The 25,316-nt window shown below is 69.3% G+C and carries 28 protein-coding genes; 23 read left to right on the forward strand and 5 right to left on the reverse strand.

Features of this window, described 5'->3' with window-relative positions; translation table 11 throughout:
* The first annotated feature begins 8 nt into the window (after positions 1–8).
* From yjgA to WG903_RS16705, 3 genes are read left to right on the forward strand one after another with little or no spacing between them, the layout of a single operon-like run.
* The gene (gene yjgA, locus WG903_RS16695; RefSeq protein ID WP_340077472.1) at positions 9–644 is read left to right on the forward strand and encodes a ribosome biogenesis factor YjgA; all 636 of its coding nucleotides are present in this window, start codon (positions 9–11) and stop codon (positions 642–644) included.
* Positions 619–1,230, forward strand: a complete 612-nt coding sequence (gene mog, locus WG903_RS16700) for a molybdopterin adenylyltransferase (protein ID WP_340077474.1) — start codon at positions 619–621, stop codon at positions 1,228–1,230. The genes yjgA and mog overlap by 26 nt, the downstream gene beginning before the upstream one ends.
* Before the next feature lie 40 nt (positions 1,231–1,270).
* The gene (locus WG903_RS16705; RefSeq protein ID WP_340077476.1) at positions 1,271–1,789 is read left to right on the forward strand and encodes a Crp/Fnr family transcriptional regulator; all 519 of its coding nucleotides are present in this window, start codon (positions 1,271–1,273) and stop codon (positions 1,787–1,789) included.
* Between the two features lie 6 nt (positions 1,790–1,795).
* Here WG903_RS16705 and cysE read toward each other — a convergent pair whose 3' ends face one another.
* Together cysE and WG903_RS16715 are read right to left on the reverse strand one after the other, a co-directional pair.
* On the reverse strand, positions 1,796–2,566 hold the full coding sequence (cysE, locus tag WG903_RS16710) for a serine O-acetyltransferase (RefSeq protein ID WP_340077478.1): 771 nt from the start codon (positions 2,564–2,566) through the stop codon (positions 1,796–1,798).
* A 26-nt stretch (positions 2,567–2,592) separates the two neighbouring features.
* The gene (locus tag WG903_RS16715) at positions 2,593–3,318 is read right to left on the reverse strand and encodes an RNA methyltransferase (protein ID WP_340077480.1); all 726 of its coding nucleotides are present in this window, start codon (positions 3,316–3,318) and stop codon (positions 2,593–2,595) included.
* Positions 3,319–3,399: 81 nt separating this feature from the next.
* Here WG903_RS16715 and WG903_RS16720 point away from each other — a divergent pair, with 81 nt between their 5' ends.
* On the forward strand, positions 3,400–4,317 hold the full coding sequence (locus WG903_RS16720; protein WP_340077482.1) for an inositol monophosphatase family protein: 918 nt from the start codon (positions 3,400–3,402) through the stop codon (positions 4,315–4,317).
* Here WG903_RS16720 and WG903_RS16725 read toward each other — a convergent pair whose 3' ends face one another.
* Positions 4,318–5,910, reverse strand: coding sequence for a M20/M25/M40 family metallo-hydrolase (locus WG903_RS16725; protein ID WP_340077484.1), 1,593 nt, complete (start codon positions 5,908–5,910; stop codon positions 4,318–4,320).
* 101 nt (positions 5,911–6,011) lie between these two features.
* Between WG903_RS16725 and mutS the strand changes: the two genes are divergently transcribed.
* The 5 genes from mutS (at position 6,012) to WG903_RS16750 (ending at position 12,409) form a co-directional block, all read left to right on the forward strand.
* Complete coding sequence (mutS, locus tag WG903_RS16730) at positions 6,012–8,630, forward strand: DNA mismatch repair protein MutS (RefSeq protein WP_340077486.1); 2,619 nt, start codon at positions 6,012–6,014, stop codon at positions 8,628–8,630.
* Positions 8,627–9,448, forward strand: coding sequence for a proteasome-type protease (locus WG903_RS16735; RefSeq protein WP_340077488.1), 822 nt, complete (start codon positions 8,627–8,629; stop codon positions 9,446–9,448). The genes mutS and WG903_RS16735 overlap by 4 nt, the downstream gene beginning before the upstream one ends.
* A gap of 5 nt (positions 9,449–9,453) precedes the next feature.
* A complete protein-coding gene (locus WG903_RS16740) occupies positions 9,454–10,569 on the forward strand; it encodes a hypothetical protein (protein ID WP_340077490.1) in 1,116 nt (371 codons plus the stop codon).
* A 58-nt stretch (positions 10,570–10,627) separates the two neighbouring features.
* Positions 10,628–11,569, forward strand: coding sequence for a CAP domain-containing protein (locus WG903_RS16745; RefSeq protein ID WP_340077492.1), 942 nt, complete (start codon positions 10,628–10,630; stop codon positions 11,567–11,569).
* 81 nt (positions 11,570–11,650) lie between these two features.
* Positions 11,651–12,409, forward strand: a complete 759-nt coding sequence (locus WG903_RS16750) for an alpha/beta hydrolase (RefSeq protein ID WP_340077494.1) — start codon at positions 11,651–11,653, stop codon at positions 12,407–12,409.
* Here the strand turns inward: WG903_RS16750 and WG903_RS16755 are convergent.
* Both WG903_RS16755 and WG903_RS16760 read right to left on the reverse strand, forming a co-directional pair.
* Positions 12,406–13,293 carry a dienelactone hydrolase family protein gene (locus WG903_RS16755; RefSeq protein ID WP_340077496.1) on the reverse strand — a complete coding sequence of 296 codons (888 nt, stop codon included), beginning with the start codon at positions 13,291–13,293 and terminating at the stop codon, positions 12,406–12,408. The genes WG903_RS16750 and WG903_RS16755 overlap by 4 nt on opposite strands.
* Positions 13,281–14,105, reverse strand: coding sequence for an undecaprenyl-diphosphate phosphatase (locus tag WG903_RS16760; RefSeq protein WP_340077498.1), 825 nt, complete (start codon positions 14,103–14,105; stop codon positions 13,281–13,283). The genes WG903_RS16755 and WG903_RS16760 overlap by 13 nt, the downstream gene beginning before the upstream one ends.
* A gap of 115 nt (positions 14,106–14,220) precedes the next feature.
* Between WG903_RS16760 and WG903_RS16765 the strand changes: the two genes are divergently transcribed.
* The 14 genes from WG903_RS16765 (at position 14,221) to WG903_RS16830 (ending at position 25,314) form a co-directional block, all read left to right on the forward strand.
* Positions 14,221–14,490, forward strand: coding sequence for a hypothetical protein (locus tag WG903_RS16765; RefSeq protein ID WP_340077500.1), 270 nt, complete (start codon positions 14,221–14,223; stop codon positions 14,488–14,490).
* A gap of 129 nt (positions 14,491–14,619) precedes the next feature.
* Positions 14,620–15,030: a DUF2306 domain-containing protein gene (locus WG903_RS16770; RefSeq protein WP_340077502.1), complete on the forward strand. Its 411-nt coding sequence runs from the start codon at positions 14,620–14,622 to the stop codon at positions 15,028–15,030.
* Positions 15,031–15,056: 26 nt separating this feature from the next.
* Positions 15,057–15,626, forward strand: coding sequence for a DUF6622 family protein (locus WG903_RS16775; protein WP_340077504.1), 570 nt, complete (start codon positions 15,057–15,059; stop codon positions 15,624–15,626).
* Positions 15,627–15,655: 29 nt separating this feature from the next.
* A complete protein-coding gene (locus tag WG903_RS16780) occupies positions 15,656–15,955 on the forward strand; it encodes a 2TM domain-containing protein (protein WP_340077506.1) in 300 nt (99 codons plus the stop codon).
* Between the two features lie 6 nt (positions 15,956–15,961).
* On the forward strand, positions 15,962–17,014 hold the full coding sequence (locus WG903_RS16785) for a sensor histidine kinase (RefSeq protein ID WP_340077508.1): 1,053 nt from the start codon (positions 15,962–15,964) through the stop codon (positions 17,012–17,014).
* A complete protein-coding gene (locus WG903_RS16790) occupies positions 17,011–17,796 on the forward strand; it encodes a LytR/AlgR family response regulator transcription factor (RefSeq protein WP_340077510.1) in 786 nt (261 codons plus the stop codon). Before WG903_RS16785 ends, WG903_RS16790 begins: the two co-directional genes overlap by 4 nt.
* Positions 17,796–19,169, forward strand: a complete 1,374-nt coding sequence (locus WG903_RS16795) for a PAS domain-containing sensor histidine kinase (protein ID WP_340077512.1) — start codon at positions 17,796–17,798, stop codon at positions 19,167–19,169. The genes WG903_RS16790 and WG903_RS16795 overlap by 1 nt, the downstream gene beginning before the upstream one ends.
* Positions 19,166–19,795, forward strand: a complete 630-nt coding sequence (locus tag WG903_RS16800; protein WP_340077514.1) for a response regulator transcription factor — start codon at positions 19,166–19,168, stop codon at positions 19,793–19,795. The genes WG903_RS16795 and WG903_RS16800 overlap by 4 nt, the downstream gene beginning before the upstream one ends.
* Positions 19,796–19,891: 96 nt before the next feature.
* Positions 19,892–20,926 carry a hypothetical protein gene (locus tag WG903_RS16805; RefSeq protein ID WP_340077516.1) on the forward strand — a complete coding sequence of 345 codons (1,035 nt, stop codon included), beginning with the start codon at positions 19,892–19,894 and terminating at the stop codon, positions 20,924–20,926.
* A complete protein-coding gene (locus WG903_RS16810) occupies positions 20,923–21,690 on the forward strand; it encodes a response regulator transcription factor (RefSeq protein ID WP_340077518.1) in 768 nt (255 codons plus the stop codon). Before WG903_RS16805 ends, WG903_RS16810 begins: the two co-directional genes overlap by 4 nt.
* Before the next feature lie 13 nt (positions 21,691–21,703).
* Positions 21,704–22,063 (forward strand): response regulator, encoded by a 360-nt coding sequence (locus WG903_RS16815; RefSeq protein ID WP_340077520.1) that lies wholly within the window; start codon positions 21,704–21,706, stop codon positions 22,061–22,063.
* Between the two features lie 3 nt (positions 22,064–22,066).
* A complete protein-coding gene (locus WG903_RS16820) occupies positions 22,067–22,423 on the forward strand; it encodes a response regulator (RefSeq protein WP_340077522.1) in 357 nt (118 codons plus the stop codon).
* Positions 22,424–22,433: 10 nt separating this feature from the next.
* Entirely contained in the window at positions 22,434–23,006 is a 573-nt protein-coding gene (locus WG903_RS16825) for a chemotaxis protein CheW (RefSeq protein ID WP_340077524.1), read from the forward strand.
* A gap of 1 nt (position 23,007) precedes the next feature.
* Positions 23,008–25,314, forward strand: a complete 2,307-nt coding sequence (locus WG903_RS16830) for a methyl-accepting chemotaxis protein (protein WP_340077526.1) — start codon at positions 23,008–23,010, stop codon at positions 25,312–25,314.
* Positions 25,315–25,316: the final 2 nt, after the last annotated feature.

Raw genomic sequence — 25,316 nt, forward strand, 5'->3', positions numbered from 1 at the left:
CGTCGCCTATGTCACGCAAACCGAAGAAGGGCTACTGGGTCCGCGGCACTTTCGTCGCGGAAGGCAGCGAGCTCGACCTGCAGCTCAAGGCTGAGCTCAAGGGTGAAACCAGCAAGACCGACCTCAAGCGCGAGAGCGAAGAGGTGCAGAAGCTCGGCGAACAGCTGCTCACGCTGCGCGCCGGCCTGTTCGACCGCCTGCAGTTGCCCGAAAAACTCGTCGAAGCGCTCGCCGAGATGAAGCGCATCACCAATTTCGAGGGCCGCCGCCGCCAGTCGCAGTACGTCGGCAAGTTGATGCGCGGGCTGGAGCCGGAAGAATTGCAGGCGATCCGCGACGCGCTGGAGGAGCAGAACAAGGGTTCGGCGAAGGAAGCCTTGTCGCTGCACCTGGCCGAGAAGTGGCGCGACGACCTGATCGCCGACGACGAGGCCGTGCAGCGCTGGATCACGCAGCACCCCGGCACCGACACGCAGCAGCTGCGCGCGCTGGTGCGCCAGGCGCGCAAGGAAACACCGGCCGATGCGGAGGCGGTGTCGAAAGGCCTGGCGCCGCGCCACGGCCGCGCGTACCGCGACATCTTCCAGATCGTCAAGCAGCACTTGAGCGAGGTGAGCCATGACGGCGACGAACACGACGAGTGAATTCGACCCCGTGAAGATCGGCATCGTGTCGGTGAGCGACCGCGCCTCCAGCGGCGTCTACGAGGACAAGGGCCTGCCCGCGCTGCAGGACTGGCTCACGCGCGCGCTGAAGAACCCCATCACCTTTGAGTCGCGCCTGATCCCCGACGAGAAGGAAGTGATCAGCAAGGCTCTCGTGGAGCTGTGCGACGCGGGCTGCTCGCTCGTGCTCACCACCGGCGGCACGGGCCCGGCGCCGCGCGACGTGACGCCCGAGGCCACGCTGGCCATCGCCGACAAGGAAATGCCCGGCTTCGGCGAGCAGATGCGCCAGATCAGCTTGCGCTTCGTGCCCACCGCCATCCTCTCGCGCCAGGTTGCCGTGATCCGTGGCAAGAGCCTGGTGATGAACCTGCCGGGCCAGCCCAAGTCCATCCAGGAGACGCTGGAAGGCCTGAAGGCCGAAGGCGGCGCACAGGTGGTGCCCGGCATCTTCGCCGCGGTGCCCTATTGCATCGACCTGGTGGGCGGGCCGTACCTGGAAACGGACGATGGCGTTTGCAAGGCATTCCGGCCAAAATCCGCCTTACGCCCGGCACGCACCTGACCGGAGCAGTTCCGGGCCGGCCTCGAGAGGAGGGGCGCACATGGCTGGAACGATCGTCACCGAAACACGCGAATGGACCCGGCTGGAGATCGCCGAGCTCCTGATCTCCCGGACGGCCCTCACCGAACTCAAGCGCGAAGCCGCCCAGGACATCGCGCAGCTGCTCAAGCCCGAACACGTCGCCGCCGGCACCGTCCTCATAGAAGAGGGCGTCACCAGCACGGGCTTCATGGCGCTGGTGCTGGAGGGCGAGGCCATCGTGGCCAACGCGATCACCAGCGGCGAGGCGGTGGTGCTGGGCGAGATAGGCCCCGGCGCCGTGTTCGGCGAGATGGGCATTCTCGACGGCAAGCCGCGCTCGGCTACCGTCACGGCCGTCACCGACATGGACATCGCCGTGCTGGACCGCCAGTCGCTCTCGCGCCTGATCGACGAGATGCCGGGCGTCGCCGTGGGCCTGCTCTCGGCGGTGATGGTGCGCGTGGCGGAACGCCTGCGCGCCACCAATGCGCGCGTGATGGAGCTGGTGGAAGAAAACCGGAAGCTGCGCGGGGGCTGAGCGCCCCTATTTGCCCACGAGCTGCGTCAGCTTCTCTTTCTGGAAGTGTTCCTTGAGGGCCGCTTCGTCCGGCACGCAATCGCCCTGCCGCCCACCTTCCGAGAGCTTCTCGATCGCCTGCCACAGCAGCGCGATCTGGTGCTCCTGCCCGGCGGCGTTGTCGATCAGGCCCTTCATGGCCTGCGACAGCGGGTCGTCGTTCTCGGTGATCCCGTAGGCCGAGAACCCCATCTTGGCCGCGGCCAGCTCACGCCTCGCCGTGTCTTCGGCCTGGATGATGCGCGCGGGAATCCCCACAGCGGTCGCGCCCGCGGGCACCGGCTTGATCACCACCGCGTTGCTGCCGATGCGCGCGTTGTCGCCCACCGTGAAGCCGCCCAGCACCTTGGCGCCGGCGCTCACCACGACGTTCTTCCCCAGCGTGGGATGGCGCTTGGCGCCCTTGTACAGCGAGGTGCCGCCCAGCGTCACGCCCTGGTAGATCGTGCAGCCGTCGCCGATCTCGGCCGTCTCGCCGACGACGACGCCCATGCCGTGGTCGATGAACACGCCCTGCCCGATCTTGGCGCCCGGGTGGATCTCGATGCCCGTGAAGAAGCGCGACAGGTGCGAGGTGAAGCGCCCCAGCCAGCGCAGCCCGTGCGTCCAGAACCAGTGCGCCATGCGATGCATGACCAGCGCGTGCAGCCCCGGGTAACACGTGATCACCTCCCACGTGCTGCGCGCGGCAGGATCGCGGTCGAGGATGCACTGGATGTCGGAACGGATGCTGGACATGGCGTATTTGCTTATGCCACGCCAGTCTAGCTTTTTGTTTTAGTGCCCGCTTGGCCCATGGCCTTGGCGACACCACGCAGGATGTGGATTTCCTCGGGGGTGGGTTGCGCGCGGTTGAACAACTGGTTCAGCCGGGGCATGAGCTTCTTGGGCGCCGCGGGGTCGAGGAAGCCGATGGCCACCAGCGCCTGTTCCCAGTGATCGAGCATGCCCTGCACGGCCTGGGCGTCCGCGTGCGGCGACGGCGGCGACGGGGCGACGCCGAACCCCCCGAGCGCCATGCGCCACTCGTAGGCGATCACCTGGATCGCCGAGGCGATGTTCAGCGAGCCGTATTCGGGGTTCGTCGGGATCGAGAGCGCGACGTGGCAGCGGTACACGTCCTCGTTGGACAGGCCGTAGCGCTCCGAGCCGAATACGAACCCCACGCCATGCTGCGACCGCGCCAGCGGCGGCAGGTGCTCGCGCGGCGTTTGCGTCGGCGGCCCGAAGTCGCGCGGCGTCATCGCCGTGGCGCACAGGTACGAAATGCCGTCGCCGGCCTCGGCCAGCGTGCCCACGATGCGAGCCTTTTCGAGGATGTCCGTCGCCCCGCTTGCCCGTTCGATCGCTTCCGGCTTTTGCAGCACATCGGGCCAGCGCGGGGCCACCAGCACCAGGTCGTCGAAGCCCATCACCTTCATCGCCCGAGCGGCGGCGCCCACGTTGCCGGCGTGGCTGGTGTTGATGAGGATGAAGCGGGTGGAGGTCACGGTAAAATCACGCCCATTCTCGCCGCCCCGCATCGCCGGTGGACGGGCCGCCTCCGGCGCAACTTGTTCTTCCCACAATCCATGTCGTCTCCCAACCTGCATCCCATGCTCAACGTGGCCATCAAGGCCGCCCGCGCCGCCGGCGCCATCATCAACCGCGCCGCGCTCGATGTCGAAGCCGTGCGCGTGTCGCAGAAGCAGGTGAACGACTTCGTCACCGAGGTGGACCACGCCAGCGAAGCGGCCATCATCGAGACGCTGCTCGGCGCCTACCCCGGCCACGCGATCTGGGCCGAGGAATCCGGGAAGACGCATGGCCAGCAGTCCAGCGACCACATCTGGATCATCGACCCGCTGGACGGCACCACCAACTTCATCCACGGCTTCCCCGTCTACTGCATCAGCATCGCCTTGCAGGTGAAGGGCCGCGTGGAGCAGGCCGTCATCTACGACCCCACGCGCAACGACCTCTTCACCGCCACCAAGGGCCGCGGCGCCTACATGAACGAGCGGCGCATCCGCGTCTCCAAGCGCATCGACCTGAAGAACAGCCTGGTGTCCACCGGCTTTCCCTTCCGGCCCGGCGACAACTTCAACAACTACCTGCGCATGATGGCCGAGGTGATGCAGCGCACCGCCGGCCTGCGCCGCCCGGGCGCGGCGGCGCTCGACCTCGCCTACGTCGCCGCGGGCTTCACCGACGGCTTCTTCGAAACGGGCCTGTCGCCCTGGGACGTGGCCGCGGGCTCGCTGCTGGTCACCGAAGCGGGCGGCCTGATCGGCAACTTCACGGGCGAGCCCGATTTCTTCGAGCAGCGCGAGTGCGTGGCCGGCAACCCCAAGGTGTACGCGCAGCTCGTTTCCATCCTGCACAAGTACAGCAAGTTCGCCAGCGTCGCCGAAAAGCGCGAGCTGCGCCAGAACAAGCTGAACCTCGTCGACCCGAAGACGCGGCCCGGCACCCAGGTCGAAGACGACCTTCCGCAGGGCGACGAGTAATCAACGGCGCCGGAATTCGGCGCCCGGCCGCCACTGCGGCAGGGGGCCGCCCTGCGCCAGCCGCCAGCCCACGGCGAAGCCGAACTCGGCGTGCTCCGCGGCCCCGACCATGTCCCAGTCGGCGCGGACGGTGTCGCTCACCTGGTGGTAGTCCTTCGCGACGTACGCGCCCACGGTTTGCTGCCGGTGGTCGGCCGGCTTGCCGATGAAGTCGTAGCCGGTGCGGATGTGCGCCACGGGCACGCCCGCGCGCGCGAACTCGAACGCATCGACGCGGTAGTACGACAAGGCTTCCGGCGTGCGGTCGGCGACGACCCGCAGGCCGCGCAGCGCGGCGGCGAGGTGCAGCGCGTCGTCGATCTCCGAGTCGCCCAGGCCCGGCACCTGGAAGTCCTCGGTGCGTCCCCACACGTTCAGGATGTCCAGGTTGAGGGCCGCCACCGTGCGCGCCAGCGGGAAGAACGGGTGGGCCACGTAGTGCTTCGCACCGAGCAGGCCCGACTCCTCGGCCGTCGTCGCGATGAAGAGCACGGTGCGCGGCGGCGCCTGCGGCAAGGCCGCGAAGACCCGCGCGATCTCCAGGATCGCCGCGGTGCCGGACGCGTTGTCCAGCGCGCCGTGGTAGATGCCGCCGGCCGCAGCGGCGCCCAGGTGGTCCCAATGCGCCGTGTAGATCACCACGTCGCCCTTGAGCCGCGGGTCGCGGCCTTCGACGCGCGCGACGACGTTGCGCGAGGTGAAGGTGCGCAAGGTCGAGCGCACGTCGAAGTCCACCGCGGCGCCGAGCCGCACCGGCGCGAAGTCCCTGCGCTGCGCGGCCGCGTGCAGCGCCTCGAAGTCGTGGCCGGCGCGGGCGAAAAGCTCGCGCACGCGTTCGACGGGAACGACCAGCTCCACCTGCAATTCCTGCTGCGCCGCCGGCATGAGCACCGGCCTTTCCGTGCCCACCTGGCTGGCGAAGGCACTGAAAGGCACGCCGCCCGCGCGCTGCAGCTCGTGCACCGCGATGGAGGCCACCGCGCCGCGCTCGAGCGCCATGCGCCGCCTGTGGTCGCGGGTGGTGTAGTAGGTGCGGCGGTCGGGACGGAAGGCGGGTTCGCCCAGCAGGTACACCACCGTCTTGCCGCGCACGTCGGCCTGCTTGTAGTCGTCCCACCCGTATTCGGGCGCCACGATGCCGTGGCCCACGAACACGAGCTCCGACGCGCCGACGGCGACGTGCTCGCGCGGCTGCGCGGAGCCGCCCGCGAAGTCGCGCCGGGGTTCCCAGTCGATGCGCCCGCCGCCCACCGCAATGGAAGCCGTGACCGTCGAGCGGATGCCCGTGATGGGCACCTCCTGCACATAGGTGCCGTCGGGGTTGCCCGGGGCCAGGCCGTAGCGCCGGAAGGTGTCGGCCAGGTAGGCCACCGTGAGCTCCTCGCCCTCGGTGCCCGGCCGGCGTCCGCCGAAACGCCCGGACGCCAGTGTTTCGATGTGGGCCAGGAGCGCGGCCGGGTCGATGCGCACCGCCGGCGCCGGCGCCGGCCCGCCCGGCACCGCACTGCACGCAACCAGCAAGGCCGCGCAAATTGCGGCCACCACGCGTTTCATCCACCCCTCCTCGAAGACAAGTCCGTCACGCCGGCAGCGGGCCCTTGACCGGGCCGGCGCCCGCAACTGATAGATTCCGGAAAGCCTACGCCCGTTTCCGCATGAAAGCCACCGACCTCGCGGCGCCCCCGCAGCCGCAGCACACGCCCGTCATGGCGCAGTACCTGCGGGTGAAGGCGGAGCATCCCGACACGCTCGTCTTCTACCGGATGGGCGATTTCTACGAGCTGTTCTACAGCGACGCCGAAAAGGCCGCGCGCCTGCTGGACATCACGCTGACCAAGCGCGGCTCGTCGGGCGGCGAGCCGGTGGTGATGGCCGGCGTGCCGTTTCATTCCGTCGAGGGTTACCTCGCGCGCCTGATCAAGCAGGGAGAATCGGTCGCGATCTGCGAACAGGTCGGCGACGTCGCCACCAGCAAGGGCCCGGTCGAACGCAAGGTGGTGCGCGTCGTCACGCCCGGCACGCTCACCGACACCGAGCTGATGAACGACAAGGCCGAGGCGATGCTGCTGGCCGTCCACCAGGGCTCGCGCCACAAGCTGGGCCTGGCGTGGCTCAGCGTGACGCAAGGCGCGCTGCAACTGGCCGAGTGCGCGGGCGACGAGCTGGAATCGTGGATCGCCCGCATCGGGCCGAGCGAAGTCCTCTACAGCGCCGATGCAACGCCCACGTTCGAGCAGCGGCTGAAGACCGCTAAGTCGAACGGCGGCTTCTCCCTGGCCCAGCGCCCCGCGTGGAGCTTCGACGAGGGCCTGGGCCTGCGCAAGCTGCTGGAGCAGCTCAATAGCGCGACCCTCACCGCGTGGCGCGCCGACGAGATGTTCTGCGCGCACGCCGCCGCGGCCGCCCTGCTCTCGTACGCCGAGCACACGCAGGGACGCGCGCTCTCGCACGTGCAAAGCCTGCAGGTGCAGCGCGACGACGAGCTCATCGACCTGCCCGTCACCACGCGCCGCAACCTGGAGCTCGTGCAGACCCTGCGCGGCGAGGATTCGCCCACGCTGTTCTCGCTGCTCGACACCTGCATGACCGGCATGGGCAGCCGCGCCCTCAAGTGCTGGCTGCTCGAGCCGCGCCGCGAGCGCTCGCAAGCCACGCAGCGGCACGACGCGATCGACGTGCTGCGCGAAGGCCTGTGGCAGGTGCTGCGCAACGACCTGAAGGGCTGCAGCGATGTCGAGCGCATCACCGCACGCATTGCCCTGCGCCAGGTGCGCCCGCGCGAACTCGTCGGCCTGCGCTACTCGCTGGAGAAGGCCACGGCCCTGGCCCACCGGTTGGAGGCACGCGACGGCCTGCTGGCCGAGATCCGCGCGCACCTCACGCCGCCCGCGGGCTGCGAGGAGTTGCTCAAGCGCACGCTGATGGAAGAACCCGCGGCGATGGTGCGCGACGGCGGCGTCATCGCCACCGGCCACGACGGCGAGCTCGACGAGCTGCGCGCCATCGCGGACAACTGCGACGGCTTCCTGCTGGACCTGGAGGGCCGCGAGCGTGCGCGCACGGGTATCGCCAACCTGCGCGTGCAGTTCAACAAGGTGCACGGCTTCTACATCGAGGTCACGCAGGGCCAGCTGGACAAGGTGCCGGCGGACTACCGCCGCCGCCAGACGCTCAAGAACGCCGAGCGCTTCATTACGCCGGAGCTCAAGGCCTTCGAGGACAAGGCGCTGTCGGCGCAGGACCGCGCGCTGGCCCGCGAGAAATTCCTGTACGAGCAGCTGCTCGACGAGCTGCAGGCCCACGTGCCGGCGCTGGGCCGCCTCGCCCGCGCCATCTCCTCGCTCGATGCGCTTGCGACGCTGGCCGAACGCTCCCTGACCTTGAACTGGTGCCGCCCGCAGTTCATGAAGGAGCCCGGCATCGAGATCGACAAGGGCCGCCACCCGGTGGTCGAAGCGCGCCTGGCCGAAACCGGCGCCGGCGCCTTCATCCCCAACGACACGCGCCTGGGCCCGAAACAGCGCATGCAGGTCATCACGGGCCCCAACATGGGCGGCAAGTCCACGTACATGCGCCAGGTGGCGATCGTTTGCCTGCTGGCCTCCATGGGTTCGTTCGTGCCGGCGGCGAGCTGCCGCCTGGGGCCCATGGACGCGATCCACACGCGCATCGGCGCCGCCGACGACCTGGCCAATGCGCAGTCGACCTTCATGCTGGAGATGACCGAGGCCGCGCAGATCCTGCATTCGGCCACGGCGCAATCGCTGGTGCTGATGGACGAGATCGGCCGCGGCACCTCCACCTTCGATGGCCTGGCTCTTGCATCGGGCATCGCGGCGCACCTGCACGACAAGACCCAGGCCTTCACCTTGTTCGCGACGCACTATTTCGAGCTGACGGAGTTCCCGGCCAAGCACCACGCCGCCGTGAACGTGCACGTGAGCGCCGTCGAATCGGGCGCGGACATCGTGTTCCTGCACGAGATCCAGCCGGGCCCGGCCAGCCGCAGCTACGGCATCCAGGTGGCGCGCCTGGCCGGCATGCCCACGGGCGTGGTCAACCACGCGCGCCACGCGCTGTCGGCATTGGAGAAACACCAGGAACAAAGCCGCGAGCAGGTAGACTTGTTCGCGCCGCCTCCCGCCGCGCAGGCGCCGGCGCCCAGCGCCGTGGAAGCGGCCCTGGGCGCGCTCGATCCCGACGCGCTCAGCCCGCGCGAGGCGCTGGATGCGCTCTATGCGCTGAAGAAGAAGCTAGGAGACACGAAACCATGACCTATTGCGTCGGCATCAAGCTCAATGCGGGGCTCGTGTTCCTGTCCGATTCGCGCACCAATGCGGGCGTGGACAACATCAGTACCTACCGCAAGATGATCGTCTACGAGAAGCCGGGCGACCGCTTCATGGTGCTGCTGTCCGCCGGCAACCTGAGCATCTCGCAGTCGGTGCGCGAGATCCTGCAGGTCGAGCAGCTGAAGGAAGGCAACGACGAGACGCTCACGATCTGGAACGCCAAGAGCATGTTCGATGCCGCGCGCGTGCTGGGCAACGCGGTGCGCCACGTGTACGACCGCGACGCCAAGTCGCTGGAGCGCGCGGGCGTGGAGTTCAACGTCAACCTGATCTTCGGCGGCCAGATCCGCGGCGAAGGCATGCGCCTGTTCCAGGTGTACTCGGCGGGCAACTTCATCGAGGCCACGGCGGAGACGCCCTACTTCCAGGTCGGCGAGTACAAGTACGGCAAGCCGGTGCTCGACCGCGTGATCACGCCCGACACGCCGCTGGACGAAGCCGCCAAGTGCGCGCTGGTGTCCATGGACTCGACGATGAAGTCCAACCTGTCGGTGGGCCCGCCGCTGGACCTCGTGGTCTACCAGGTCAATGCCTTCCAGACCGACCAGGTCGTCTGCATCGATTCGGCCAACCCCTACTACCGCATGCTGCACACCAGCTGGGGGCAGAAGCTGCGCGAGGTGTTCGACAGCCTGGAAGACCCGGTGTGGGACGACAAGCACACCGACATCCCGCTGAAGTCGGCTGGCCGCACCCCGCCGCTGAAAAAAATCACACGCCCGGACGAACGCCTGATCTGAAAGCCGTGCGCCGCGCACTGGTCTTCGCCCTCTCGCTGTTCGCGGCAATGAGTGCCGCGGCGCAGGAAGTGCGCGCAGTCGACGGCGACTACTACCGCCGCATGGCGGAACGCGAGAAGGCCAGCAAGCTGCAGTCCGTGCGCTACGCGGTTTCGCTCTCGCGCATCGAGGCGCTGCCGATGCAGCCGACCGAAGGGCACACCGTGCGCCTCAAGGGCGGCGTCATCACGGGCGCCGTGCCCGAAGGGCATTGCGCCGACGGCCCCAGCACGTCGCTCACCCGCGAAGGCGCCCGCATCAAGGTCAGCGTGCCGGCGGTGCCGTGCGCGAACCCGCTCGCGGCATCGGCCAATGGGTTCGAACTCATCGTGGGCCGCCTGCCGCCCGGCGACTACACCGTGGAACTCGAGGTCCCGAACGATGCCGGCGTCGCGCCCGCGAAATCGCTGCCGCTCAAGGTTCGCGCCATCGCGTCCGACATGGATCGCCTCATCGTCGCCGTGGAGGAAAGCCCGGCCGATGTGGCGAAAGCGCTGGCCACGCAGAAGTACGACGTCGATTCGCTCGAAGCCGCGCTCAATCACGCGTGCCAGTGGGAAGACAACGCCAGGACGGACAAGGCCGGCATCGCTCGCGTCCTCGCCACCGCCGGCGCGAAGCCGGCATCCGCGCTGCACGGCGCCGCGCACGGATCGACGCAGTGCCTGCGCGCGCTCCTGGCCCTGGGCGCGGACCCGAACCAGGACATCGCGTCGCTCCCCGGCGTGCGGCTCGGCACCGGCAAGGACGCCCTGCGCTTCAAGCCCGCCCCGTGGGGCACGCCGCTGTATTTCGCCGTGCACTCGCGCAAGGCCGAGAACATCCGCATCCTGCTGGACGCCGGCGCCGACCCGAACAAGGGCTTCGGCGGCGGCCACTCCGCTTATGCGGAAAGCCATTTGATCGGCAACGACGCCGGGGCGCTGGCGATCCAGCGCTCGCTGCAGGAGCGCGGCGGCTCGCTCACGCTGGTGCAGCGCGCCAAGATGGCGGGCGGTACCGTCGGTGGCGCTGCAGTGGGTGCGGTGTTCCTCGCCATCTGCCAGGTCGCCGCGTGGACCAACAGCAGTTGCATGCACTAACAAATCGCGGCACGGGGTTTTCAGTTACAGGCGGCGCGTCCCTTATCCTGCGCCGACCATGCAGTATCGGTACCTCGCCCTCTCCTGTGCCACCGCACTCTCGCTCGCACTCGCCGCATGCGGCGGCGGCGGTGACTCCACTGCCGCAGTCGCCACGCAGCCGGTCAGCGGTGCCACCGATCCCAACGCGCCCGCGGTCACGGGCGACACGGCCACCGACGCGATCAACCGCTTCAACTGGCGGCGCCAGCAGATCGGCCTGCTGGCGGTGTCGCGCAACGCCGCGATCGACCGCGCAGCGCAGGCCCACTCCAACTACCAGGGCCTGAACAACACCATCACGCACTTCGAGGAAGCCGGCAAGGCGGGCTTCACGGGCGCAGGCGCAGCGGACCGCTTGCAGGCTGCGGGCTACTCGCTGTCGGCCAGCGCGGGCTACGCGTACGGCGAGGTCATCGCAAGCCAGGGCGGCACGCAGGGCGTGGTCGCGGCCGACGACCTGATCGGCGCCATCTACCACCGCTTCATCGTCTTCGAGCCGATGTTCAAGGAAGCCGGCGCGGGGTCCGGCACGGCCGCAGGCGGCGGCCTGACCTACGTCACCATCGATTTCGCGGCCAACGGGCTGGACCGCATCCTGTCGCGCGGCAACGTGGCGGTGTACCCGTTCAACGGGCAGTCCGACGTGCCCGCCAGCGTGAACAGCGACCAGGAGTCGCCCGACCCCGTCCCCGGCCAGAACCGCGTGGGCTACCCCGTGAGCGTGCACGGCAACCTGGGCTCCACGCTCACCGTGCAGGCGCTCACGATCACCCCGCGCGGGGGCGCCGCGCTGGCCACGCGCCTCCTGACGCACGCCACCGACGGCAACACGCCCACGTCGGCGGCTGCGGCGATCCCGCTGTCGGCGCTGGTCCCGGGTACCACCTATGACGTGCATTTCACCGGCACGGTGGACGGCGTGGCCGTCGCGCGCAACTGGTCGTTCAGCGCGCAGTAAGCCCCGGGTGGCGCCGTCCTACAGGCGTGCCCCTCATGCACCCACAGCGGCCGAGGCACGACCTCGGCCAAAGTCGGATGCATGCAAACGACTCAAGCGCTCACCGCCTTCCGCGCGCCTTCGCTCGGCCTTCTCGCGACCGAGCCGCTGCGCGCCGCGCTCGACTATTGCGCATCCCGCGTCGCCTCGGTACCCAAGCCCCAGGGTGACGGCCATCCGGTCATCGTCTACCCGGGACTGGGTGGCGGCGCGATCACCACGTCGCACCTGCGCCGCTTCCTGAAGGATTGCAACTTCTCCGTGCACGACTGGGAGGGCGGCGTGAACACCGGCCCCGAAGGCGTGTTCGACGACTGGCTCGGCTCACTCGAAGAGCGCGTCCAGCAACTGCACGCGCTGCACGGCCGCAAGGTCAGCCTCATCGGCTGGAGCCTGGGCGGTGTGTACGCCCGCGAGCTCGCCAAGCGCAGCCCGCAATCGGTGCGGCAGGTGATCACGCTGGGCACGCCGTTCAACGCACTCGCGCACGGCAACCATGCCGGCACGGTCTTCAAGATCCTCAACCGCGACCGCGCGCACCTGCCGCCGGACATGCAGGAACGCATCAGCGACTGCCCGCCGGTGCCCACGACCTCGGTCTACAGCAAGTCCGACGGCATCGTCTGCTGGCAAGGCTGCATCGAAAAGCGCGGCCCCGCTTCCGAAAGCGTGGAGGTGCACGCCAGCCACCTGGGCATGGTGACCCACCCGCAAGTGCTGCGCATCATCGCCAACCGTCTCGCGCAGCCCGAGGGCACGTGGCGGCCGCTCAAGCGCCGCGAGCGCCTCGGCCGCGCCTAGCGCGCCGGCTTTGCCTTCAGCTGCAGCCGCTCGTCGTGCGAGAGCAGCAGCGGCTGCCCGAACTGGGCCGACAGGAACTCGAACATGCGCGCATGCGACTGCGCCCGCGCTTCCGGGTCACCCCCCACGTGCGCCTTGCCGAACCTCACGTTGCCCAGACCTTCGTGGACCGTGACGGGCGCCGTGCCGTCGAAGCCGTGGTACGCGCCCGGGTAGACCTTCAGCTCGAACGGCATCGCACCCGAGCCGCCGAGTCGGCTATGAAGCTGCACGCACGGTGCCGAGGGTGTCCAGTCGTCGGCCTCGCCGATCAGGACCAGCAGCGGCGCGGCCAGTTCGTAGCGCAGCATGCGGTTGAACTTGATGCAGCCCGGGTAGAACGCCACCGCCACGCGCGGCTTCACGGGCTGGGACTGTACAAGCTGTTCGGTCGCATCGAGCGAACTGAGCACCGCTTGCGCCCCGTGCGACCAGCCCACGATGGCGAGCTTCGTCGCGTCGACGCCCGGCTGCGCCGCCAGCCATTGCAGCGCCGAGTACACGTCGCGCCGCCTGTCTTCCTCGTTCACCGTGCGCTGGCGTTCCGGCGTTGCGCAGATCGAGCGCAGCCCGCGCGGCGTGAAGCTGTCGAGCGCCAGCACGTGCATGCCTTCCGCATTGAAATACGCCGCGTAGCGGCGCCGCGACAAGTCCACGCGCCCCTGCGCATCGCGCATGCCGTTGCAGCCGTGCAGCGCGAGGACCGCCGGCCGCGGCGCCGTGCCCTTGGCGCGGTACCACTCGCCTTGCAACTGCAGCTTGCCGTCGGCGGAAGGAAACTCGACCGGCTCCGCCTGCGCCGCGCCGGCCAGCAGCGCGAGAAGGAACGCGATCAGTCGGCCCAATGCACGGTCCCGGTGAGCGCGGTGGCCAGCACCACGATCCCGAAAGCGATGCGGTACCAGGCGAACGGCGTGAAGCTGTGCGTGGAGATGTAGCGCAGCAGCCAGCGCACGCACAGCCACGCGAAGAGGAACGAGAACACCAGGCCGACGAGGAACATCGGCAGGTCGGCCGCCGTGAGCGACGCACGCTCCTTGAACAGGCTGTACGCGCCGGCGCCGATCAGCGTCGGGATCGCGAGGTAGAACGAGAAGTCGGTGGCCGCCTTGCGCGACAGCCCCAGGAACATGCCGCCGATGATGGTGGCGCCGCTGCGGCTCGTGCCCGGGATCATCGCCAGGCACTGCACCAGGCCCACCTTCAGCGCGTCGGTCCAGCGCATGTCGTCCACGTCCTGGATGCGCGCGGTGGCCTGCTGGCGCCGCTCGGCCCACAGGATGATGAAGCCGCCGACGATGAAGGTGGTCGCCACCACCCAGGCGTTGAACAGGTGCGCCTTGATCGCCTTGCCGAAGAGCAGGCCCAGTACCACGGCGGGGATGAAGGCGATGAGCACGTTCAGCGCGAAGCGCTGGGCCTTCTCCTGTGAAGGCAGTTGCACCAGCGTCTCGCGGATCTTCTGCCAGTACACGATGATCACCGCGAGGATGGCGCCGGTCTGGATCGCGATGTCGAAGACCTTGGCCTTCTCGTCGTCGAAGCCCAGCAGTGCGCCCGCAAGGATGAGGTGGCCGGTGCTGGAGATGGGGAGGAATTCGGTGAGGCCCTCGACGACGCCCATGACGGCCGCCTTGGCCAGCAACACCAGATCCACTTGCACTCCTTCGCGATGAGACCGGGCATTCTGGCACGGCCATGAGGTGCGCACCGACAGGGCCTGCCCCTTCCGCAGGCGCAAAGTGTCCTCACACGCTCAGGGAAACAAGACCATGTCCTCGCAAACCTACGTTTTCGCCATCGAATTCGCGCCCGGCGACGAACTCCGGGCCGTCGAGCAGGTCAACGGCGACCTGCTGGTGCCGTCGGCCGCCCGGCCGGCGCTGGAAGAGGCGCTGATCAAGGCCGAGAACGCGCTGCCCAAGGCGTGCAAGGACGAAGCGCAGAGCCTGGCCGACGTGCGCCGCATGCTGGGCATCGTCAAGCCCGATCCCGAGCGCGAGCGCCTGCTGGGGCACCTGACGACCATCGCGCCCATCTGACGCACCCGCATTCCACTCCACCCCGCCGGCATTTCGCGGCGGGGTTTTTGCATTTCGTCCCAAGCCGCTCGTGACGGCGAGGGGGCCCCGGCACAGTTCCGCCCATAGGAACACCGCCCGGAGAACCCCATGGCCTTCAGCCCCCTCATCGCCGTCCACATGACCGCCGCCCTGCTGGCGGTGGCCACGGGCCCGGTTGCGCTGTGGGCCCGCAAGGGCACGCAGCAGCGCCCGAAACTGCACCGCGCCTTCGGCTACGCCTGGGTGACCCTGATGGTGATCACCGCCGTCTCGGCGGTCTTCATCCAGGTGTCCGACCTGCCGACCCTTGCCGGCTTCTCGCCCATCCACCTGCTCGTGCCCGTGACGTTCGCCGGCCTGGCCTACGCCTTCTACGCGCTGGCCAAGGGCGACATCGCCGCGCACCGCCTGACCATGCAGCGCCTGTACTACGGCGCGTGCGTCGTCGCCGGCGCGTTCACCCTGATGCCCAAGCGCTTCCTCGGCCACTTGGTGTGGTCGCAGCTCGGGCTGATCTGACCCCTTTCACCCAACCGGAGAAAACCATGTTGATTCCCATGCTCATCGACCACCCGCAAGTCATTGGCCCCGTGCTGCGCGGCACGCCCGGCTGGGTCTGGGGGCTCCTCGCCGCCCTCGTCGCCCTCGGCGTCACTCAATTGCGCGACCGCCAGGCCAGCCTGGTGCGCGTTTCCATCATGCCCGTGGCGATGACCGGCTTCGCCATCTGGGGGCTGGTCGGCGCGTTCTCCGCGGCGTCGGCCTTCGGCTACATGATGATCGCGTGGATGCTCGTCGCCGCCGTCGTCTTCGCGGGCATCGCGATGACCGCGGCGCCCAAGGGCACCGAGTACGACGCCGCGCAGCGCACCTTCTTCCTGCCCGGCAGCTGGGTGCCGCTGGCGCTGATCCTCGCCGTCTTCCTCACGCGCTACGTCGTGAACATCGACATCGCCATGCAGCCCTCGCTCAAGCAGGATGGCAGCTACATGGCCGTGGTCGCCGGCATCTACGGCATCTCCACGGGCCTGTTCGTCGGCCGCGCCGCGCGCCTGTGGCGCCTGGCGGCCGAGCGCTCGGGCTTCGGCTTCCTGCTGCAGCGCGACCCGTGGTGAACGCCGTGAACCCTACAATGGAATTGACCATGCCCGCTCCCCAGCTGTCCCCCGAAGAAATCGAACGCCTGGCGCACAAGCGCGCCTCGGCCAAGATGGGGTGGTACATCCACGCGTGCGTCTACATCTGCGTCAACGGCCTGTTCCTCGCGCGCGGCCTGTTCGTGGACGGCGCGCGGCCCTGGAACATCTACCCCGCCATGGGCTGGGGCCTGGGCCTGGCGCTGCACTTCCTGTCGGTGTTCGTGCTCGGGAAAGGCTCGGGCCTGCGCCAGCAGCTGGTCGAGCGCGAGCGCGAGAAGATCCTGCGCGAGCAGAACCGTCCCTAGGTCCGCATGCCCCGCATCGACTGGGAAGAGAAGCTGCGCCACTTCGTGCAGGTGCTGGCCTTCTGCCTGGTCATCGCGACGGTGCAATACGGCTTCCAGCCCGACCGGCCCTACGGCCCCGGCGTCGTCTACTCGCTGTTCATCGGCACCACCATCTGGGCGGTGATCGACCTGGGCCGCGGCTTCTTCCCCTCGAGCGCCGAGACCGGCTGGCCCAAGGGCTTCGCCGGCGTGGCGCTGGTGGCGGGGGGCATCGCCATCGGCTGGTTCTTCGGCACGCGCGCCGCCGACTACCTGTGCCGCCTCTACGGCTTCTACTCGCCCGGCGCGGCGCCGGTGGACCCGGCCACCGAGCTGCGCAACTCCATCCTGATCACGCTCCTGGCCGGCGGCGCGGGCACCTTCTACTTCTACACCGCCAACCGCAGCCGCTACCTCGAGCGGCAGATGGCCGAAGTGCGCAAGCACGCCGACGAAGCGCGCCTGAAGCTGCTGGAGACGCAGCTGGAGCCGCACATGCTGTTCAACACGCTGGCCAACCTGCGCGCGCTGATCGCCGTGGACCCGTCGCGTGCGCAGAACATGCTCGACCACATGATCGCGTACCTGCGCGCCACGCTGAACGCATCGCGCGCCACGTCGCACAGCCTGCAGGCCGAGTTCGACCGCATCCAGGACTACCTGGAGCTCATGGCGATCCGCATGGGCCCGCGCCTGAAGTTCACGCTGGACCTGCCGGGCGCGCTCGCGCAGGTGAAGGTGCCGTCGCTGCTGCTGCAGCCGCTGGTGGAAAACGCCATCCAGCACGGGCTGGAGCCCAAGGTGGGCGGCGGCGAGATCCGCATCGCCGCACGGCGCGAGGGCGAGCAGGTGGTACTGGAAGTCTGCGACACCGGCACAGGCCTGGGCGGCGCGCTGCCCGCCACCTCCAAGGGCTTCGGCACGAACCAGGTGCGCGAGCGCCTGGCCACGCTTTACGGTGCGCGAGCCACCATGGAATTCGGCGATGTGGACACGGGCGGCTGCCGCGTCGTCATCCGCTACCCCCTGCCCGAATGATCACCGCGCTCATCGCCGAGGACGAACCGCTGCTGGCGCAGGCGTTGCAGGCGGAGCTGGCAAAGGCCTGCCCCGGAATCGACATCGTCGCGGTCGTCGGCGATGGCGAGGCGGCCGTCACGCAGGCGCTCGCGCTCGCGCCCGACGTGCTGTTCTTCGACATCCGCATGCCCGGGCAAAGCGGCATCGATGCCGCGGCGCAGCTGGCCGACGAATGGCCGGACGGCAAGCCCTTCCCGGCGCTGGTCTTCATCACGGCCTACGACCAGTACGCGGTGCAGGCGTTCGAGACGCAGGCGATCGACTACGTGCTCAAGCCCGTGCAGCCCGCGCGCCTGGCCAGGACCATGGCGAAGGTGAAGGACTTCCTGGCCCAGCGCAACGGCAACGGCCTGGAGGCCACGCTCGGGCAGCTGCGTTCGCTGATCGGCAAGGTGCCCGAGCCGGCGCCGCAGCCCGTGCTGAACGTGCTGCAGGTGAGCGTGGGCAACAACATCCGCATGGTGCCGGTGGACGAGGTGCTGTACTTCGAGGCCGCCGACAAGTACGTGCGTGTGCTCACGGCGCAACACGAATACCTCATACGCACGCCTTTGAAGGATCTCGCGCCGCAGCTCGATGCGCAGAAGTTCTGGCAGGTTCACCGCGGCACCATCGTGCGCGCCGACGCCATCGAGACCGTTTCGCGCGACGAAGCCGGGAAGATGCACTTGACGCTGCGCGGGCGGCAGGACAAGCTGGCGGTCAGCCGCCTCTACGCCCATTTGTTCAAGGCCATGTGATGCTCCGCGAATCCGAACTTGCCCAGGTCAAGGTTTCGGTGCGCGAACAGCAGTTGAAACAGCGCTGGCGCACCCGCCTGCTCTGGACCCTGCGGGTTCTCTCCATCAGCCTCCTCCTTGTCGTCCTGCACGCGTCGCTCTCCAAGCCCTTCGCGGATTTCGACGAGGCGCTCGACCGCTGTATGCCGCAGCCGGGCGCGCAGGCTCGCGAGTGCGTCAAGCTGGAAGTCGAGGCGCGGCGCGCCGTCGTGCTGCGGATGCGCGACCAGGTGCTCGCGCTGGTGGCACTGGCGTCGCTCACGCTCCTCGTCTCCGCGATCGTGCGCTTCGGCCTGCAGAAGCAACTGCGCGAGCACGCCTTGTTTGCCGACCAGGTGTTCGACGCCGTGCCGCTGCCTCTGTCGCTGCGCACGCCAGACGGGCTCTACCTGCGTGTCAACTCGGAGTTCGAAAGGCGCTTCGGCGTGAAAAAGCGCGACGTGACGGGCCGTCACTACTCGGCGTTCTTCACCCCCGAAATCGTGCGCATCGTCGCGGAGATGGACAACCGCGCGCTCGCCTCCCGGGAGCCGGTCGAGGTCGAGATCGACCTGTCCGAGCCCGGCAAGCCCCTGCACGCGATCCAGCGCTTCCAGGCGGTGCGCGACACCGACGGCGCCGCGCTGGGCATCGTCATCGCGCGCGACGACATCACCGACCTGCGCGTGAGCAACGAGCGGCTGCGGCGCCTGTCGGCCCAGATGATCGATGCGCAGGAGGAGGAGCGCCGCCGCATCGCGCGCGACCTGCACGACCAGGTCGGCCAGATCCTGACCGCGCTCAAGCTCCAGCTCGCGTCCGTGGCCAAGCGCGGCGCCGTGGACGATGCCGCGACCGCGCTGCTGCTGTCGCGTGAATTCGCGGAAGAGGCGCTGCGCCACATCCGCGACCTGAGCGCGTCCCTGCACCCGCACCTGCTCGACGACCTGGGCCTGGAACCCGCGCTCAACTGGCTGATCGACCGCTTCATCCGCCCGCTCGTCCCCACGGTGGACCTGCGCTGCCGCATCGCGCCGGCCCGCGCCGCGCAGGAGGTGGAGCTCGTCGCCTTCCGCGTCGTGCAGGAGGCGCTGACCAACGCGGCCCGGCACGCGCAGGCCACGCGCATCGGCGTGATCCTGGAATCCGCCGAGGGCCGGCTGTCGATCGAGGTGATGGACGACGGCGTCGGTTTCGAGGAAGTCAACGCCAAGCGCGGGACGTCCCTGGGCCTGACCGGCATGAACGACCGCGTGGCGGAGATCGGCGGCGAGATGGCGATGGACAGCACGCCCGGCGTGGGCACGCGCGTTCGCGTCACGCTGCCCTGGGCGCTTGAAAGGGTGGCTGCATGAAGATCGTCCTGGCCGATGACCACCGACTCGTGCGCGCCGGCCTGCGCGCGCTTCTGGATGCGGAGCCCGGCGTCGAAGTCATCGCCGAAGCCACCGACGGCGAGGAGGCGTGGCGCCTGATCCAGCAGCACCAGCCCGACGCCGCCTTGCTGGACATCGCCATGCCGAAGCTGAGTGGCCTGGCCGTGCTGCAGCAGGTGACGGCCGCGAAGCTGCCGACGCGGGTTCTGCTGCTGTCCATGTACGACAACGACGAGTATGTGGCGGAGGCGATCCGCGCCGGCGCCGCGGGCTACCTGATCAAGGACGCGGCGGTCGAGGAGCTGTGCCTCGCGCTCGAAGCATTGAAGCGCGGCGACGTCTACCTGAGCCCCGCCATCTCGCGCAAGCTCGCGCAGGCATTCAGCGGCGGACGGCCCAGCCCGGGCCTGACCGCCCGCCAGACGCAGGTGCTGCGCCTCATCGCGCTGGGCAACTCCTCCAAGGAGATCGCCCGGGAGCTGGACCTGTCGATCAAGACGGTGGAGACGCACCGCACCCAGATCATGGACCGCCTCGAGATCCGCGACCTCGCCGGCCTGGTGCGCTACGCGGTGCGCAGCGGTCTCGTCGGCTCCGATGCCTGACCCGCGCGCGTAGTTTCGCCTAGGGGTATCTCTGTATGCCCCGCACGGGCACCGCATGGATAGGCGCGGCGGCCCCCCGTTCCTACGATTCGTGCCATGGAAACACCACGGCCCGAAGTCACGCGCGCACTCGTCGCCAGCGTCTCCCGCATGGAAGGGTCGGTCATGGAGCAGCTCCTGGCCATCCGCAACGACATCTGCGCCCCGGGGCAGGTGCGCGTGAACTCCGCGTTCCTCTACACCAGCGGCTGGTTCGTGGTGTGGGTGGAAGGCAGCGACAAGGCCGTCGACGCGGCCCTCAAGCGCGCGGCGGACGACAAGCGCAACCACCACCAGAAGCTGCTGCACCGCAGCCGCGGCCCGGCGACGCTGCGCGAGCGCGTGATCGTCGCCACCACGCAGACGCCGCTGCGGCCCACGCACTTCGCGCGCTGGGTGATGACCCTCAGGGACGAGGGTTCGCGCCTGGAGCCCCTGGACATCTGGAACCGCCTCGGCGCGCCCTGCCTGATCGATCCCACCCGCAAGCCCTTCGAGCGGCCCGAGCAGCAATTCGCCGTGGTGGCGGCCGACGACCACGGCCCCGTCGACCAGTTGCGCAAGATCGGCGAGCGCTTTGCAAGCCCCGTCATCTACCAGCGCTTCGGCCTGGCCCGCAGCCATTCGCCCGACATGGGCATGGCCTATGTGGACGTGCCCACCGACCGCGGCGCCGCGCGCGTGCGTGTGCTGACGCGGCGCGCCCTCGCGCAGGCATCGGTGCGCCGCTCGATGCCGCCGGTCGACGCGCTCGTGCTGCTCGTCGGCACGCGGCCTGCCCCGGCGATCGAACTCACGTCCAGCGTGGCCGATGCCGTGAGGGGCGCCGCCCAGCCGCCCCGGGTGTGGCTGGTGGGCCCGGCGGGCGAACCGACCGAAGCGTGCGCGCGCCTGCTCGAACGCTGCGGCGTCGTGCCGCACATCGGCCCGCCCGACACCACGGGCCACGTGGACCTGGCGGCGCTGCTGCCGGTCATCGGCCTGGTGCCTCGGGGTAATTCTGTAGGCCCGGCGGGCAAACGCCCCGATCCCCAAGGGCCGCAGGGCTTCCTACGATCCCTCTCCATGTCGACCAGGAGCCGATTCGCATGACGACCGCCACCGCCGAAGCCGCGCACAACCCCGTGGTGAAGCTGCTCGTGAAGGGCTTCAACCCCATGGAGCGCCGCCTGCTGGACGGCACGGTGAAGCTGTCGGAGCGCCGCGCGCCGCGCATCGAGCTGGTGGCGGACGCGGACGCGACGGACGCCGACGTCGTGCTGATCGACGCCCAGGAAACGTCTGCGCTGCAATGGGCCGCCGCGCAGCCGTGGCTGGCGGGCAAGCCCGCGATCTGGGCCGGCGCCAAGGCCGTGCGCCCCCAGCACACGCTGGTCGAGCGGCACCTGAAGTGGCCGATCCTGCCCGTGCTGCTGTACCGCGCCATCGAACACGCGCAGCTCGCGCCGCGCGCGACGCCCGCCCCCGCGCCCGCTGCCGCGAGCCGCAGCGTGCTGGTCATCGACGACAGCCTGGCCGTGCGCAACCACCTGCAGTCACTGCTGGAGCGCGCCGGCGCCACCGTCACCACCGCCGCGTCGGCCGAGGAAGGCATCGCCCTCACGGCCACGCAGCCCTTCGCCTGCGTGCTGATGGACGTGCTGATGCCCGGCATCGACGGCTTCGAGGCCTGCCGCCGCATCAAGGCGAAGCGCGCGCACCTTCCCGTCGTGATGCTCACCAGCAAGTCGTCGCCGTTCGACCGCGTGCGCGGAAAGATGGCCGGCTGCGACACCTACCTCACCAAGCCGGTCGACCCCGTGCAGCTGCGCGAGACGGTCGGCCGCCACCTTCCCTCCCTGAACACCAACGCCTGAAGAAAGGACCCCCATGGCACGCCACATCCTCATCGTCGAAGACAGCCAGGTCGACCGCGCCCGCCTCGAGACGCTGCTCGCGGGCAACGGCTACCAGGTGAGCCTGGCCGAAAACGGCGAGCAGGCCCTCGCGTCCGTCAAGCGCACCAAGCCCGACGCGATCCTGATGGACGTGAACATGCCGGGCATGGACGGCTTCGCGGCGACGCGCGCGCTGCGCGGCGACGCCGGCACCAAGGACATTCCCGTCGTGCTGGTCACCGCCAAGGACCAGAAGGCCGACAAGGCCTGGGGCCAGATGCTCGGCGCGAAGGGCTACATCACCAAGCCCTACAGCGACGACCAGATCCTCTCGCAGGTCCGCGCGCTCTAAGCCATGGCGCTCAAGGTCCTCATCGTCGACGACGCCCTGGTCGACCGCAACAACCTCATGCGGATCGTCGCGGGCGCGGGCCACCGCGTCCTGGTGGCCGAGAACGGCGAGGAAGGCGTGGCTTGCGCGAAGGCCGACCAGCCCGACGTGATCCTGATGGACGTGAACATGCCCGACCTGGACGGGTTCGCGGCGACGCGGCAGCTCAAGGCCGACGCGCAGACGAGGCACATCCCCGTCGTGTTCGTCACCGGCAAGAACCAGAAGGCCGACATCGCCTGGGGCCGGATGCTGGGCGCTCGCGGCTTCGTGGGCAAGCCCTACGACGACGCCGAGATCCTGGCGCAGCTGGCGACCTGAAGGAGCGCACGTGGACTTCGGAAGCCCCAACCCCGTCACCCCCCTGCCGCCCAGCGTTGCCCTCACGCGGGGCTTCGTCGGCGGCACGCCGCAAGCGAAGCCCGCGCAGGCGCAAGGCGCCACCTTCGAAGCGCGCCAGGGCTTTCGCATCGGCGGGCTGCGCCTGATGGTCCGCTACGCGGACGGCAGCGAGCTCACCGAGATGCCGCGGCTGCACCGCCTGCCCAACGTGCCGTCGTGGCTCCTGGGCATCGCCAACCTGCACGGCATGCTCGTGCCCGTGTTCGACCTCGCCGGCTGGGCCGGACTGGCCGGCGCGGCGCCCGAGCCCGCCCTGCGGCGCATGCTGCTGGTGCTCGCGCACGGCGCGGATGCCGCGGGTGTGGTGATCGACGGCCTGCCCCAGCGCCTGCGCTGGGCGGCCGACCAGAAAGCGGACGCGGCCACGGCGCCGGCGCGGCTCGCCCCCTATGTCCACGGCGCCGCCCTCATCGACGGCGCGCTGTGGTTCGACATCGACCGCGCCGCCCTCCTCGAAGCGATCGAGGAGTCGATCGCCCGCACCTCTTCCAACGGAAACTGACATGACACCCAACCTGAACGAGCGCGCCTCCGCCGCGCGCTTCGACTTCCTCCTGGCGCTTCGCCTCTGGCAGAAGTTCGCGCTGCTCGGCGCCATCGCGATCGCGCTGGCCGCGTTCCCCGTCTACCGCCTCTTCAAGGGCGTGGAGCAATCGATCGCGCACGTGCGCACCGAGGAGTCGGGCCTCGCGGCCATCACGGCCTCGCTCGAACTGGTGCGCGCCATGCAGGACCACCGCGCCTCGTCCAGCTACTACGTGCTGGGCGACGAGAAGCGCGGCGCCGCGCAGCCGAAGGACGCGGCCGCGGTCGCCGCGGCCCTGGCCAAGGTGCACGGCATCGTCGACCCGCTGGAGTCGAAGATCGTCACCGAGCGCCTTGGCGCCTACGAGAAGGCCTGGGCCGCCATCAAGGACAACGTCGCCGGCAAGAAGGTCGACCAGCGCCGCATGACCGAGGACCACATCGCCGCCATCGGCACGCTGCTGCGCCTGGTGGAAGACCTCTCCGCGGTCTACAAGATCGACCTGGACTCCGACCCCGCCACGTTCTACGTCGCGCGCTCCACGCTGATCAAGCTGCCCGCGCTGTCCGAAGCGCTGGGCCAGCTGCGCAGCCCGGTGGTGTCGCGCCTGCAGGAGATCGCATCCGTGCGTTCCGGCCCCGACGCGGGCGACGCCAAGAAGGTGGAGGCCGCCCTGCGCGAAGCCTTCCGCTCCTCCGACCGCGCGCGCATCGCCGAATCGCTGCGCGACGTGCAGGACGCGCTGGACCACTACGTCGCCGACCAGCGGCTGGCCATGCAGGCCCTGCCCGACCTGGAAGCGAGCTCGGGCGCGCAGGTGGCGGAGATCCAGCGCGCGACGGCCAGGGCCGTGCAGCTGGTGCAGACCGAGGTGCTGGGCAAGGAAGTGCCCACCATCGAAGCCGCCGTGTACCTGAAGGAAGTCTCCGCGCCGCGCGAACTGGTGCAGAAGGCCGCCACGCAGCAGGACCTGCTGCTGAACGAAATGAACCGCCGCGTGTCGGCGGCCCAGAAGGAAAGGCTGAACACCCTGCTGGCCGTGCTGGTGCTGCTGGCGGTGGGTACCGTGGTGGCCGTGCTGATCGTGCGCAACATCACGTCGACCGTCGCGGGCCTGCAGGACTCCGTCGAGCGCGTTCGCGGCGGCGACTACTCGGCGCTGCAGTCGATCGATTCGAAGGACGAAGTGGGCGACCTGGGCCGCACGGTGAACTCGCTGCTGCAGGAGCGCATCGCCGCACAGAAGGAATCGGAAGCACAGGCCCGCAAGGCCGAAGCCGAGAACGAACAGCTGAACAACTCGGTGATCTCGATCCTGGAAGCCGTGAACCAGCTCTCGCAGCGTGACCTCACGGCGCGCGCGCCGGTGACGCAGGACGTGATCGGCACGGTGTCCGACTCGGTGAACGCCCTGGCCGACGAAACGGCGAAGGTGCTGCAGGAAGTCACGCGCATCGCCACCAACGTGGCGCAGGCCTCCGGCAAGGTGAAGGGCCAGGCCGACCTGGTGTCCCGCACCGCCGAGGACGAGCGCACCGCGGTGGGCGAGGTGATCCAGTCGCTGTCGCAGGCCACGGACACGATGACGCAGATGGCGACGCTGGCCGAGCAGAGCAACCGCTCCGCCGAGCGCGCCACGCAGGCCACCGACAACGCCCTGGCGACGGTGAACGGCACCGTGCAAGGCATGGAATCGATCCGCGAGACGATTTCCGAAACGGAAAAGCGCATCAAGCGCCTGGGCGAGCGTTCGCAGGAAATCACCGGCATCGTGAACCTGATCAACACGATTTCGGAACGCACGCACGTGCTGGCCCTGAACGCGTCCATGCAGGCCGCGGTGGCCGGCGAAGCGGGCCGCGGTTTCGCGGTGGTGGCCGAAGAAGTGCAGCGCCTCGCGGAAAGCTCGCGCAACGCCACGCAGCAGATCGGCACGCTGGTGGGCAACATCCAGCTGGAAACCAACGAAACGATCGCCACGGTGAACAAGACCATCAGCCAGGTGGTCACCGGTTCCGAGCAGGCGCAGAAGGCCGGCGAGCAGATGCGCGTCACGCAGCAGATCACCGGCGAGCTGGTGGCGCAGGTGCAGCGCATTGCGTCCGCGTCGGCCACGCAAAAGGCCGCGGCGCAGGAGCTGCTGAAGTCGGTGGAGTCCATCGGCCACAGCACGGAGCGCACCGCCCAGCAGATCCAGACGCAGAACCAGGAAACCGAGACGCTGCTGGATTCCGCGCGCCGCCTCGTGGAATCGGTGAACGTGTTCAAGCTGCAAGCCGCCTGAGG

Source organism: Ramlibacter sp. PS4R-6, from assembly GCF_037572775.1.
Lineage (GTDB): Bacteria > Pseudomonadota > Gammaproteobacteria > Burkholderiales > Burkholderiaceae_C > Ramlibacter.